The organism is Streptomyces sp. NPDC059452, from assembly GCF_042750035.1.
Classification (GTDB): domain Bacteria; phylum Actinomycetota; class Actinomycetes; order Streptomycetales; family Streptomycetaceae; genus Streptomyces.
Genome location: NZ_JBHYVE010000016.1, coordinates 129,350 through 142,887 on the forward strand (window position 1 = coordinate 129,350; position 13,538 = coordinate 142,887).

General features: G+C 72.0%; 7 protein-coding genes. 3 read left to right on the top strand and 4 right to left on the bottom strand.

From position 1 onward, the window contains the following. Position 1: 1 nt before the first annotated feature. A complete protein-coding gene (locus ACFW9Z_RS21915; protein ID WP_384643418.1) occupies positions 2–4,426 on the bottom strand; it encodes a hypothetical protein in 4,425 nt (1,474 codons plus the stop codon). Positions 4,427–4,555: 129 nt separating this feature from the next. Here ACFW9Z_RS21915 and ACFW9Z_RS21920 point away from each other — a divergent pair, with 129 nt between their 5' ends. After that, entirely contained in the window at positions 4,556–7,639 is a 3,084-nt protein-coding gene (locus ACFW9Z_RS21920; protein ID WP_384643421.1) for a hypothetical protein, read from the top strand. Positions 7,640–7,695: 56 nt separating this feature from the next. Here the strand turns inward: ACFW9Z_RS21920 and ACFW9Z_RS21925 are convergent, their stop codons facing one another. After that, on the bottom strand, positions 7,696–9,132 hold the full coding sequence (locus ACFW9Z_RS21925; protein ID WP_384643424.1) for an MFS transporter: 1,437 nt from the start codon (positions 9,130–9,132) through the stop codon (positions 7,696–7,698). A gap of 191 nt (positions 9,133–9,323) precedes the next feature. Here ACFW9Z_RS21925 and ACFW9Z_RS21930 point away from each other — a divergent pair, with 191 nt between their 5' ends. Together ACFW9Z_RS21930 and ACFW9Z_RS21935 are read left to right on the top strand one after the other, a co-directional pair. Further along, positions 9,324–10,244, top strand: coding sequence for a helix-turn-helix domain-containing protein (locus ACFW9Z_RS21930; RefSeq protein WP_384643568.1), 921 nt, complete (start codon positions 9,324–9,326; stop codon positions 10,242–10,244). A 235-nt stretch (positions 10,245–10,479) separates the two neighbouring features. Further along, on the top strand, positions 10,480–11,196 hold the full coding sequence (locus ACFW9Z_RS21935; RefSeq protein ID WP_384643427.1) for a hypothetical protein: 717 nt from the start codon (positions 10,480–10,482) through the stop codon (positions 11,194–11,196). 19 nt (positions 11,197–11,215) lie between these two features. Here the strand turns inward: ACFW9Z_RS21935 and ACFW9Z_RS21940 are convergent, their stop codons facing one another. Together ACFW9Z_RS21940 and ACFW9Z_RS21945 are read right to left on the bottom strand one after the other, a co-directional pair. Then, the gene (locus ACFW9Z_RS21940; protein WP_384643430.1) at positions 11,216–12,412 is read right to left on the bottom strand and encodes a cytochrome P450; all 1,197 of its coding nucleotides are present in this window, start codon (positions 12,410–12,412) and stop codon (positions 11,216–11,218) included. Between the two features lie 70 nt (positions 12,413–12,482). Further along, on the bottom strand, positions 12,483–13,538 hold the full coding sequence (locus tag ACFW9Z_RS21945) for an MDR family NADP-dependent oxidoreductase (protein WP_384643432.1): 1,056 nt from the start codon (positions 13,536–13,538) through the stop codon (positions 12,483–12,485).

The window sequence follows — 13,538 nt, forward strand, 5'->3', positions numbered from 1 at the left end:
CTCAGTCCTCGTCGGCGTCGGTGTCGTGCAGACCGCCCGCGTGGAACACCGCGACGTCCATGCCGTACCCCACGAGGAGGCGGTCACCCGGAAGCCACAGCGCCCGGTGGACGGGATCGGGGAAGAGCAGTTCCTCCGCCTGGCTGCCACGGGTGAGATCCCACAGCCTGACCGTGCCGTCCCGGCACGTGGTGACGGCGGTGGGCACCCCGTCCACCTCGGCACACGCCACGGAGGTGACGAACCCCGTGTGTCCGGCGAGTTCGCCGCACTGGCCGTGGTTCTCCAGCTCGTACAGCCGTACGCTCCCGTCGGCGCAGGCGGTCACGGCGGTGGGGACGGTGCCGAGCACGGTGCACGCCACCGCCGTCACGGCCTCGGGGTGTCCGGTGAGCTGCCCGTACTCGCTGTATGTGGTCATGTCCCACAGCCGTACGGTCCGGTCGTAACCGGCGGTCACGGCGGCGGGTGCGGGGGTGGAGCCGAAGAAGGAGACCGAGGTGATGGCTGACCGGTGGCCCGACAGTGTGCGGACCGGTTTCCTCTCCCGGAGGTCCCACACCTGTGCGAGGCCGTCCTGATGGGCGACGACCGCGCACGGCGTACCGTCGATCATGACGCAGGTGACCGCGGTGACAGCCGAGCGATGTCCCACCTCCCGGGCGACGAGGGTGCCGTCGTCGGCGTTGTGCAGCAGTACGGCACCGGTCGTCGTACCGGTCACCAGGAGCCGTGCTTCGGGAGAACAGTCCAGCGCCGCCGGTCCGGCGGGGAGCGCGATCGGCGGCAGACCCTCGGCCGGGCCGCTCCCGTCCGCCCGCCAGAACCGGATGGTGCTGTCCGCGCCTCCGCTGACGGCGATGTCCCGCCCACCCGACGTCAGCCGGCCGAGGCCGCGGATCATGCCGTCGTGGCCGGGCGCCGGAGCCGGAAGCGAGGGCTCCCCGGTCAGGTCCCAGCTGCGTACGGTGCCGTCGTCACCGGCGGACACCAGCACACGCGCCTCCGGCTCACCGCTCACGCACAGGGCGGTGACGGCTCCGGTGTGACCGCGCAGGACGGTGCCCTCCGCCGGGCTGCCTCCGGCGGGCCACTGGACGGGCCACTGACGGATGCGGCCGGTCGCGTCGCCGGAGAGAACGGTCCCTCCCGTGTCCGAGAGCAGCACAGTGAGAGCGGTGACGGCACTCGTATGGCCTTCCCTGGGCTCTCCGAGAGGGGCCTGTCCGCCGAGGGCTTGCCCGTTTGGGCTCTGGCCATCCAGGGTCTGACCATCCAGGCTCTGGCCATCCGGGGTCAGACCATCCGAGGTCTGACCATCCAGGCTCTGGCCGTCCGGAAGTCGCCAGAGGCGGACGGTCGTGTCGGCGGACCCCGTCACCAAACGCGTCTCCCCCGCCACCACCCACGTCGAAAGCGCCGTGACTTCGTCGGTGTGACCCGTCAACGGCTCCCCGACCGGCTGCCCATCAGGCAACCGCCACAACCGAACCGTCGCATCAGCAGACCCCGTCACCAAGAACGGCTCCTCCGGCGCCCCCCACGTCGAAAGCGCCGTCACCTCATCCGTATGCCCCGTCAACGGCTCCCCGACCGGCCGCCCATCAGGCAACCGCCACAACCGAACCGTCGCATCAGCAGACCCCGTCACCAAGAACATCTCCCCCGGCGCCCCCCACGTCGTCATCGCCATGACCCGGCCGGTGTGGCCCAGCAGCGGATCGCCGAACTGCTTTCCCGTCGTCAGGTCCCACACGTGCACCGGTCCGTTGGCCGATCCGGTGATCAGGACGGGGCGGTCGTGGCCCTCCAGGGTGGCGGCCGTCAGGGAGGTGATCTGTGCGGCCAGTCCGGTGAGGGGCTCGCCCACCGGGCTGCCGTCGCCGAGATCAGCGATACGTATCGTGCCGTCCGCGCCCGCCGAGACCGTGACGGGCCGCCCGTCGAGGTCGAGCACCACCACCGCGTCCACGGCATCCGTGTGGTCGGCGAACACATTGAGCTGCCGGGCGTCCAGGTTGGTCCCCGTGGACCACAACGGAACCGTGCGCGCGGGCGCGGCCCCGTGGGCGGCGGCGGACAACAGCTCGTGCGAAAGACCGGGCGTGCCCCAGCGCACCGCCTCCAGGGCGAACAGCTGTCGCCGCGTTCCGAAGGGCAGGTCCCGGAGCCGGGCGGCCGGGATGCGCAGCAGGAGGGCGTGCGGCTCGGTCGGACGGGGCAGCAGGCGCGCGAGCAGCGGGCCGAGCACTTCCACGTCCGCGTGGATCAGGAACCCCGGGGTGGCAAGGAGTTCGAGCAGCCGCCCCGCGTCGGCCGCGTGCTGTGCGGCGTGCCGACGGACGTACGGCGTGGACCAGGCGGTGCGGCCGGGGGTGGACCGCACCGGGTCCGAGAGGAGGACGGCTTCCAGGATCGCCGACGACGGGCTCCCGTCGCCCGTACCGCCCTGCGCTGCCCTGAGATGGTCGTCCAGGGCCTGGTTGTAGAGCCGGTACAGCGGTGTTCCGTCGGTGTCCACGGAGACGCGGAGGTAGTGGCTCTCGCCGTCCAGGACCTGTTGGGCCTCGTCCAGGTCCGTGGGCGCCCCACCGGGCAGGAACAGCAACGCCACGGAGAGCGCGACGGAAGCGGGCATGCCCGCCCCGTGGGTGTGGGCGAGCGCGGTGAGCAGCGGCAGCCGCAGCGGCTGCCCGGCGGCCCCGGACCTCAGGTCCAGCTCCAGCACACCGGCCAGGTCGAGCGGTACCGCCCGGCCGAGCGCCTCCGCGGAGTCGGCGTCGAACGCCGGCCACGCACGGGAGAGGAGGTGGTGGGTGTAGAGCCCCGAGATCAGGAACTCGCCGCCCCGGCTCTCGGCCGGCCGGCCGGTCAGGGCCACCGCCATGCCCTTGGCCAGCCGCGGCCGGGCGTCCCTGAACCGGACGGCGGCGTACCTGGGTTCCCTGCGCACCAGCATGGACACGTACGTGTGGAGGTCATCGTGCAGGGTGCCCGGGTCGACCTTTTCGAGGTCGATGGGCAGCCCCGACTCCCGCGCCGTCGCATGCAGCGGGTGGGCGGTCTCCTCGTCGCGGATTCCCACCAGGCAGTAGGCGAGGGGGGTGCCGTCGGAGCGGCGCTCCGACAGCGGCTGAATCAGCTCGCTCATCACCTCCGACGGGACCTCGGCCTCGTCCACGGCGTCCATGACCAGCACCGGCGGATAGGGCAGCTCCCTGATCGCTTCGCACAGGGCGCGTGCCGGGGAGGTCTCGCGGCTCCATTCCTCTACCCGGTCCCCCACCCGTAACTGCCGTGCGACCGAGCCGAGGATCGCGCCGAGACCGCGTCGGCGCGCGTGCACGGCGGCCATGTGTCCGGAGCCGTGCCGCGAGGGGGCGTTCCCACCGAACGCGGTGAGCCAGACACGGTCGTCGACCTTGTCGAAGTCGTCGTGCGTCGCGCAGACGAGCACGCCGAGCAGCGCCGATTTGCCGGAACCGCGCCGTCCGGTGACCAGGCAGAGCCAGGCGAGGTCCGCGTCACCGTCCACGGTGGAGTCCAGCCATCTCGCGATCCGGTCCAGTTGCGCCGACCGCCCGACGAAGCCGACGCCCGGCCGGTGCGGCCGGGCGGTCGTCTTCCCGGTCGAGGCCCGCTGCCAGTGGCCGAAGTCGAGTATCTCGTCCAGCTGGACGGCGGTGGAGACCGCCAAGGGATTACGGAAGAAGGGCAGGTCGGGGTAGGCCCCGTCGTAGGGGGTGGCCGTGACACGCTGCCCGTGGGCGCCGGGGGCCGAGGCCAGCTCGTCGACCCGCGCCCGGGCGCCCTCGACCAGCATGGCGAACGGGAGGTGGGGCGATACGGCGTCGAGCCCCAGCGACACCGGGTCGGTGCCCAGCTGGGTCAGGAACCCGGCGAGGGCCTGGGTGAGACGGGCGTTGTAGGCGTTGTCGAGCTCGTCGCAGGCCCCGATCACCCAGGCCCGGCGCTCGAAGCCGACGGCGTCCTGCGTCCAGTCCGGCCAGGCGGCCTGACCGGCGTTGCACAGGTCGAGCACCAGCAGCGTGTACGGCTTGTCCTGGTGGTAGACCTCGACGAGGTCGAGCCAGCTCTGTACGTCGGTGGTCTCGTCGAACTGCCCGCAGGAGCCCACGACATGGAGGCGCCCGCTCGGCGGCGGGCAGACACCGTGGCTGAGGACGTGCAGCAGTCGCGGCTCGGTCCCCGGTGCCTTGAGGAACGCACGGACCTTCGCGCCCAGCACCTCGGCCGTCACCCCGTCGTGGCTCTCCAGTGCGTACCCGGAGGCGGTCAGCGCCTCACGCAGGGCCAGGGCCTCCCGCATGAACGGAAGGGTGCGGTAGCCCCCTGCGAAATCATGGACGGCCAGACTCATGGCCACGCCCTGGAAGCCCCCGGCTTCGTCGGAAGCCTCGGGCATCCGGTCATCCTCGGTATTCGTCCGACGGTCACGCTGCGGGCTCACGTTACTGGAGACCGCCCGGGAGCGGGGTGCCCGTCACGGAATGTGCCCTAGGCTGGGGCCCAAGGGCAAGCAGGAGGTCATCCGTTGGACTCGCCGGCACGCGGGCGCAGGGCTCTGTGCATCGGGATCGAAACGAACGACCACGAGTCCGGCTCACCGGACCCGCACGGCGCCTCCCGGCACCTCACGGCCGAACGCGTCAGGGATCTCGCCGGCGCGCTCACCGGGGCGGGGTACACCTGCGCCATCAGGCTCGACGTACCGAGCCGATGGGTCGCCGACGAGGTGCACCATTTCTTGGAGCGCTGCCGGGCCGACGACCTCTGCATCATCTACGTGATCGGCCACGGGGTCCTCGGCGGTCAGCGGCCAAGTGCCCACCGTCTCGCCCTGGAGGAGGGCGGTCTGCTGGACTCCGTCCTGAGGGTCGGTCCCCTCCATTCCTCCGACGCGTTCCGGCCCCCGGTCCTCCTCATCGTCGACACCTGTCATGCACCTGGGAGCTCCCTCCCGTGGCTCCGACGTGATCTCCCGCCGCGCACCTGGCTGATTCTCGGAACCGGCGGGCGGCACGATCCCGGCGGGACGCTGAGCCGGGGAATCGTCTCCGCCCTGCGGCGGCTGCGCGGCGGAGCCCTCGACATCGACCCGGCCCTGCCCACCGTTCCGCTGCGCATGCTCGCCTCGGAGATCCGGCGGGAAACTGCGTACGGCGCCGAGGAGAAGGTGACCGTCCTGGGCCCCTCCGGCACCGGGAGCCCGGAAGGCGACCCTCCGCCCTTCTTCTCCAACCCCGCCTACCTGGGCGGGCGCAGACACGGCCGCCTCTCCCGGACCGCCGCCCCCGGCGCGCTGCCCTTCCTGGAGAGCGCCGACGGCGGCCTGGACCACCAGCACTTCATGGAGCGGGCCTCGGGCACCTCGGCCGTGGCCGAGCACGGGCGGGGCGTACTCGGGCGCTTCACCGGCCGCCAACGCGAGCTGGAGGCCCTGTCCGACTGGCTGAACGACCCGGAGGCCCGGGGCCCGGCCGTCGTCACGGGCGCGCCGGGTGCCGGGAAGTCGGCCCTGCTCGGCGTCCTCGTCTGCGCGGCCCACCCCGAACTGCGCGAGGCGAGCAGGGATCTCTGGCAGCGGGCGTACCGGACACCTCTTCCCGTCGGTACGGGCTTCGCGGCCGTCCACGCCCGTCAGCGCGGCCTCTCCGAGATCTGCGCCTCCCTGGCCCGCCAGCTGGACGTCACCGCGCACGACCCCCGCCAGTTCCTCAAGGCCGCCAAGGGCATGAGCGTGCAGCCGGTCATCGTGGTCGATGCCCTGGACGAGATGGCCAAGGGCACCGACGTGATGGACCGGCTGCTGATGCCGCTCTCCCTCGAGCGCCGGGACGACGGCCGTTCTCTGGCACGGGTCCTGGTCGCCACCCGGGACTACCCGGAGTTCGGGCGTCTGATCGACGCCGCGGCCGGGGGCGGCCTTCTCGTCGATCTCGATCGCGTACCGCCGGATGAACTGGCCACTGACGTGGCGGAGTACGTCACCGAGATCCTGCGGACGACCCGCGGGTTCCGTCACCGCGGCTCCGTCGTCCACACCTTCGCCCGCGAGCTGGCCACCACCCTGGTCGGCCGGAACTCTCCGCAGACGGCCTGGGGGGCGTTCCTCGTCGCCGGACTGTGGGCGCGCACCCTGGTCAACTCCGGCTCCGACGCCGTGAACACCATGGATGAGGCGGTGGAGGCCGCCCGCCGCGTACCGCAGAGCCTGACCGAGCTCCTCGAACTGGAACTGCGGTCCCGGCCGGAGCTGTTCTGGCTCCGGCCCGTCCTCACTGCCCTGGGCACGGCGCACGGCCAGGGCATGCCCGCCTCCGTGCTCCGGCGCATCGCCCCGATCTTCGCGAGCGACGGCGGCACCCTGCCGTCCGCTCCGTCGTCCGCCGCCGTCAAGGAGACGCTCGGGGCGGCACGGTTCTATCTGCGGACCGTCACCGACACCAACGGGACCCTGCTCTACCGGCTCTTCCACCAGTCGGTCGCCGACTATCTGGTCGACGACTTCGAACGGTCGGGGGAGACCCCGGGCTGGCGGCAGGCCCTGCTGGACCGGCTGTTCGCTTCTCTGGGCTCCCCGCCCACCCGGAACTGGGAAGCGGCCGAGCCCTACGTCCTCCGGCACGTGATGCCCCTCGCGCGGGAGGCCGGACGCGAACAGGAGCTGTTCGACGACCCCGAGTTCCTCATCCGGGCCGATCCCCGGTCGGTGGACGATCTCCGGTCCGTCCACTCCGGTCTGCCGACCCCGGTGTTCGAACAACTGCTGGACCGCCGGGCCCCTCTGCGCGAGCGGCGCATGGCCGCGAGCCTCACGGCGCTGAGGACCGGGGACGCCGAGCTCGCCCACCGGCTGGCCGCCCCCGTCCACGGCGCGCCCCTGCCCTGGATTCCGTGGTGGACGACCCCCCTCAGCCCCCCGCCCGACCGCATCGTCGCGTTGCCGTCGGACCACCGGACGGAGTTGTTCGTCCTGGACACCGGCAGCGGCCGCCACGGCGTGCTGGAAGGGCGCACAGGACGGACGGCTGCGGCGGAGGGTCCGGATCTCCCGGACCTCGTGGACGCGGAGCGGATCTCGCTGGCGGGGCACGCGGTCGCGCTGGCGACGGACGGGTCGGGGCATCAGTGGATTCATCAGCCCGGTACGCCCCGGCTGATCGACGCGGGCCGCTCCGCCGCCTCCTCCTGGCGCTCTCCCGGACCGGGTTCACTCCCTTCCGGCCCGGGTCCGGCCGATCCCTCGGCCCGTGCTCTGTTCGACGGGCGGCTGGTCGTCTGCGTCGGTACGAGGGACGGCGCCGTGATCGTCGAAGACGCCCTCGACGGCCACCGGATCGCAGGCCGGGAAGGGGCCCACGACGGTCCGGTGACCGCGCTGGTCGCCCGGTACGACGCCTCGGGCCTGAGCGTGCTCTCGGGCGGCGCGGACGGGAGCGTGTGGTCGTGGCGGCCGGGAAGGGACCGGGGCGAACGCGTCCTCCTGCTCCTGGACGGCCCTGTCCGCGCCCTGGACATCACCGCGGACGACGCGTTGTTCGTCTCCTCGGACCACGGGGTCAGCGCCTTCCGGGGCAGCCTGCCCGTTACGGAAGAACGTACCGGCGAGGGGTGACACCCCCGCAGGACCGGAGCCGGGACGATGCCGGTCCTGCGGGGGAATCCAGGCCATCACCTCGAAGCAGACGCGGCCCTGCGGAGGAACAGGACAGCGGCGAGCGTGCCCGTCAGGGCGATGGCGGCGTTCACTGCGATAGCCACCTTCAGGCCGCCGAGGATGCCCGCCGCACCGGCTCCGGTGACCGCCGCCGTGGCGACGGCACTCATGATCGGCGTGCCCATCGTGATGCCGACCTGCTGGGTCATCGTCGCGAGGCCGGTGGCCAGGCCCTGTTCCCGGTCCGGGAGCCCGGTCGTCGCGGTGACCATGAAGCCGACGATGACCAGCATGTTGCCGACACCGCCCACGAACGTTCCCGTCAGCAGCAGCCACATCCAGGAGCGGTCGTCCCCCAGTCCGATCAGTGCGGCCGTGGCCACGGTCTGCACGACGCCGCCCAGGATCAGCGTCGACCGGGTGCCGATGCGCCCGATCACCCGGGGTGCGATGGTGCCGCCGACGACCGTGCCGATGCCGAGGACGCCGAAGGACAGTCCCGCGGCCAACGGGGAGAAGCCCAGGACCTTCTGGAGGTAGAGCGTCATGAGGAAGACCAGTGACGTCTCGGTCAGGAAGGCGATCAGACCGGCGATGTTGCCCCAGGCCACCGTCCGTCGGCCCAGCACTCCGAGCGGTACGAGCGGGGCCTCGGCCCCGCGCTCGACGGCGTGGAAGACGAGCAGCAGCAGTACGCCTGCGGCCAGGGAGAGCAGGGCCGTCGGCGAGCCCCAGCCGTGCTCACCGGCCTGGGTGAGGCCGAGGACGACGGCCAGCAGGCCCAGGGTCACGCTCACCGCGCCCGGCAGGTCCAGCTTCGGACGCTCCTCGGGCCGCGACTCCTTGATCACCACGACCGCGGCGACGAGCACGAGCAGCGCGACGGGTACGTTGATGAAGAAGGCCCAGCGCCAGGACAGCAGGTCGGTGAGCACGCCGCCCAGGACGGCACCGGTGGTGAACCCCGCCGACATCAGCGCGCCGTTCAGCCCGAGGGCCTTCTCCCGCAGCGGGCCCTCCGGGAAGGACGTCGTCAGCAGGGAGAGGCCCGCAGGGGTGACCGCAGCCGTCGCGAGACCCTGGAACACCCGGGACACGATGAGGAGTTCGGGTGACGTCGCCAGCCCGCCCAGCAGGGAGGCGGCCGCCAGGACGACCAGACCGCCCAGGAAGAGGCGGCGGCGGCCGAAGAGGTCGGCGATCCGGCCGAAGAGGAGCGTGAAGCCCGCCGCGCACAGGGCGAAGGACGTCGCGATCCACTGGAGGTTCGCCAGGTCGAAGCCGAGCCCTTCCCCGATGACCGGCAGGGCCACGTTGAGGATGGAGAAGTCCACGGCGAGCATGAACTGCGCCGCCAGCAGGATCACCAGCACCAGCTTCAGGCGGGGCGTCAGACGGGTGGGCGGCACATCGCCGCCGGGCGTGGCCCGGGTGGTCTCGGTGGCCGTCATGGGTGAAGTCCCTCTTCTCTCGTGCACACGTTGTGACGGAAAAGAGCCTCATCCGGGGCGGCGGGCGTAACCATTGCCCGCCCGGCACCAGCACTGCGGAAGGTGGTCCTCGCAGGACCCCTCTCACGGAGCCCGTACGCCCGGCGCGGGGCCCATCATGGAGGGCGTAACCGTCGATCCGGGGAGCCATGATGGGTACCACGTCCGAGCTCGGGGACTTCCTCCGCAACCGTCGCGGCGAGGTACGCCCCCAGGACGCGGGCCTCACGGCCCACTCGCCGCGCCGCCGCGTCACCGGTCTGCGTCGCGAGGAGCTGGCCCTGCTCGCGGGAGTCAGCGTCACCTACTACACGCGGCTCGAACAGGGCCGGGCCTCCAGCGCCTCCGACTCCGTCCTGGACGCCATCGCCCGCGCGCTGCGGCTCACCGACGACGAGACCGCCCACCTCAAGGACCTCGCCCGGCCCGGCGCCGTCCGGCAGCCGCCCGCCGAGCGCCCCCAGCACGCCGGGCGGTCGGCCCGGCAGTTGCTGGCCGCGATGACGGAGGTCCCGGCCCTCGTCCTGGACCGCCGTAACGACGTCCTCGCCTGGAACCCCCTGGGCCACGCACTCCTCGCCGGGCATCTGGACCGCCACGGCCCCGACCGGCCGGCCGACCGCCCCAACCTGACCCGTCTGCTCTTCCTGGACGACCACTTCCGCACGCTCTACGCCGACTGGAACAAGGAAGCGCAACGTGCCGTCGCCTCCCTCCGCCTGGTCGCCGGACGTCACCCCCACGACCGCAGGCTCGCCGAACTCGTCGGGCAACTGGTCATCCGGAGCCGCGAGTTCGCCGCCCTCTGGGCCCGGCACCCCGTCCGCACCTGCACCTCCGGCGTCAAGCACTTCGACCACCCGCGCGTGGGCCCGATGGAGCTCGCGTTCGAGAACCTCCTCATCCCCGGTGAAACCCCCGGCGAATCGGGCCAGCGCATCATCGCCTACAGCGCCGAGCCCCGGACCCCCTCCGAAGCGGCACTCCGCCTGCTCGGCAGCCTCGCGACCGAACAGACGAAGGACCGGGCCGAGGAGACGGCGGGCCGAGGCGAGCAGCCGGTGAGCCGGTGAGCCGAGGCGAGCGGCCGGTAGGCCGGGGCAAGCAGCCGGAACGGAGGCTTCCGGCGTCACAGTCGCGCTACGACCCCTTCTCGACTGGGCCACCGTCAGATGCCCCTGAGGCGGGTGAGGCCAGGCGAAGCGGTACGGTTCCCTCCGTATTGTCCTCTTTCTGTACGCCGCCGAGCCCTCCCCGCCCGCCCCGATGAGCCCCGGAGCACTCCGCGGCGACTTTTAGGCTGCCCTTATGCACTACACCAAGAAGATCATCGGACTGGCCGCCGTCGGCATCCTCGCGGTCGGCTGCGGCTCCGGGGATTCCGCCGCTCCGATCTCCTCCGCCCCCACCGCCGAGTCCAAGCCCGAGGCCGTCCAGGAGACAACCGCCGCCCCGCAGGAGGCGACGCTGCCCGTCGTCGTGGACGGCCCGCAGAAGGACGTGCTGGACCGTTCCACCGACGGGCAGCTCAAGGTCCTGCCCAAGCCGGAGAGCGGCGCCCCCTTCACGGAGCAGGTCGAGCACCGGCTCCAGGAGCAGTTGCTCGGCCGGATCAAGGTGCCCGGCAAGACCAGCGCCGAGTGCCCCGGCGGCGTGACGCAGAAGGCCGGTGCCGTCAGCACCTGCAACGTCACCTACGAAGGTGCCGTCGTTCCTTACGAGGTCAAGATCAGCGACTCGTACAAGGAGGGCGGCTTCATGACCTTCTACAACGCCAAGCCCCTCAAGGGCCTGGTGGTCGCGAAGGTCGTCTACAACCAGCTGTTCGAGCAGTACGGCAGCCGCTCCGACGCCACCAAGCTGGCCTGCGAGGAGTTCCCCGCCGCCAAGGCCGTCGACCTCGACGGCGACTCCGGTCTGACCTGCCAGTACTGGAGCAAGTACGGCAACAAGGGCGACGGCGGCTACGAGACGGTGCGCGTCAAGGCCGGCACCTACGGGCCGAGCTTCGAGCAGGTCCGCTGACCCCGGTCCCGTAACGGAACTACCAGGTCAGGGAGAGCCTCCGCGGGCTGCGGGACGTCGTCCCGGTCCGCCAGGTGACCCCCTCCACCGGCTCCGCCAGGCGCAGCTCCGGGAAGCGGGCAGCCAGGCGGTGCAGGGCGATCTGGAGTTCCGTACGGGCCAGCCACGCGCCCAGGCAGTAGTGGGCGCCCGCCCCCAGCGAGAGGGTGGGGGCCTCCAGCGGGGCGAACAGGTCGTCGAGCGTGTGGCGGGGGTAGACGTCCGGGTCCCGGTTGGCGGCGCCGCAGTCCGCCAGCACGACCGCGCCGGCCGGGATCGTCACCCCGCCGACCTCGACGTCCGCGGAGGCGTGGCGTGCCGTTCCCCGGTCGTCGCCCAGCGGGACGAGGTGGATGAGCCGGTCCGCCACCCTTCCGGCCGCCTCCTCGTCGGCGCCGATGCGGGGCCAGCTCTCCGGGCGTTCGCCGAGGATATAGAGCAGCGCGTTGCCCAGCATGGTCATCGTGCTGTCGTGGCCCCCGACGACGAGGCCGCACACCAGGCTCACCAACTGCGTCTCGGGGAGCCCGCCCTCCTCGTCGGCGGCCCTCACCAGGCCGCTGATCAGGTCGTCGGCGGGGGTGCGCCGGCGCTCGGCGAGCAGTTCCGCACCGAACGCGCTGAACTCCTTCAGTACGGATTCCACCTCCTCCCCGTCGTGGGAGCCGTCGGAGAAGGCGTGCTCGCTCCAGTGCCGCATCCGGTCGCGGGCGGAGGCGTCCAGGCCCATGAGCCGGCTGATCACCGCCACCGGCAGGGGCAGCGTGAACTCCTCGACCACGTCGACCGGTTGGGGCTGTCCGTCGAGCCGGTGCAGGAGCTGTTCCACGATGGCGGTGACCCACGGCCGCCAGCGGGCCACGGCCCTCGGGGTGAAGGCGCGGCGCAGGGTCCGGCGCAGCCGAAGGTGGTCGGGGCCGTCCTGGTTGAACATCAGATCGGGGTTGTTCACGAGGTCGGGCACCTCGGAGAGGGCCGGTGCGTCCGGGGCGTACAGCCGGGCCCGGCCGAAGCGGGGGTCGGAGAGGACCTGACGGACGTCGGGATACCGGCTCACCAGCCAGGCGGGGGCTCCGCCGGGCAGTTCGGCGAGGCGGGGCGGCCCCGGTTCGTCGAAGTGCAGCCGGTGCAGGGGGACCAGGGCCGGGCCGGTGCTCGTGGGGTCGGTGGTGGTCATGTTGCCTCCCGGGACGGGGCGTACTCATGGGGGAACTCATGGAGCAGAAGGGGCAAGGCCTGGAGCGGCCCTACAGCGCGACGAGCACCTTGCCCCTGCTGTCCGCCCGGTCGCGGTAGAGGCTTCCGTACGCGGTCGGGATGGCGTCGAAGCCGTGGTGGAGGGTGTGGTCGCAGACGACCTCGCCGCGCCGGACCCGGCCGCCCAGCTCGGCGTGGAGGTCCTTCCAGTTCTGTTCGGTGAACCACTCCAGCGAGAAGATCCCCCGGACCGTGGCGCGCGGGAACATCAGATAGGGCAGCAGGCGCGGGCCGGTGTCCTCGTTGCCGACCTGGGTCGCCCACTGCCAGCACACCGCCACCTGGCTGTCGACGTTGAGCATGGAGAACACGACGTCGGTGACCGTGCCGCCGAGGTTGTCGAAGTAGCGGTCGACGCCGTCGGGGGCCGCCCGGGTCAGCGCCTCGCGCACGGTGTCGGGGCTGTCGGTGTGCCGGTAGACGAGGACGGTGTCGAAGCCGAGGCCGAGAAGGTACTCCGCCTTCTGCGGGGAGGATGTGGTCCCGATGACACGGGCGCCCGCGAGCGCGGCGAGCTGGCCGACGAGGGCGCCGACCGCGCCGGAGGCCCCGCTGATGACGAGGGTGTCACCGGGGCTGATGGTCATGTACTTGGCGAGGGTGCCCCAGGCCGTCATCCCGGGCCCGCCCATCACGCTCAGGGCGGTGGGGAGCGGCAGGGCGTCGTCGTACCAGTCGGGGTCGAGCCTGCGGTAGGCCGGGAAGACCATGGGAAAGGTGCCGGTCTGCCACAGCTCGGCCGCTCCGGTGGAGACGACGTGGGACCGCCAGCCGCCGAAGCCCTGTACGAGGTCGCCGACGCGGTGGGCGGCGCGCGGTCCGGCCTCGACCACCTGCATGATGGAGTCGGCGCCCATATGGGTCCCGATCGGGGTGTCGAGGGCGATGCCCTGGAGGTAGGGGTCGACGGAGACGTACAGCGTGCGCAGAAGCATCTCGTCGGGAGCCAGGGTCACTTCGACGTTCTCGACGACCTTCTCGTAGACACGGTCGACGTCGGGCACGCCCTCGACGTGTTCGCGGACCACCCATTTCTCGATCTTCAT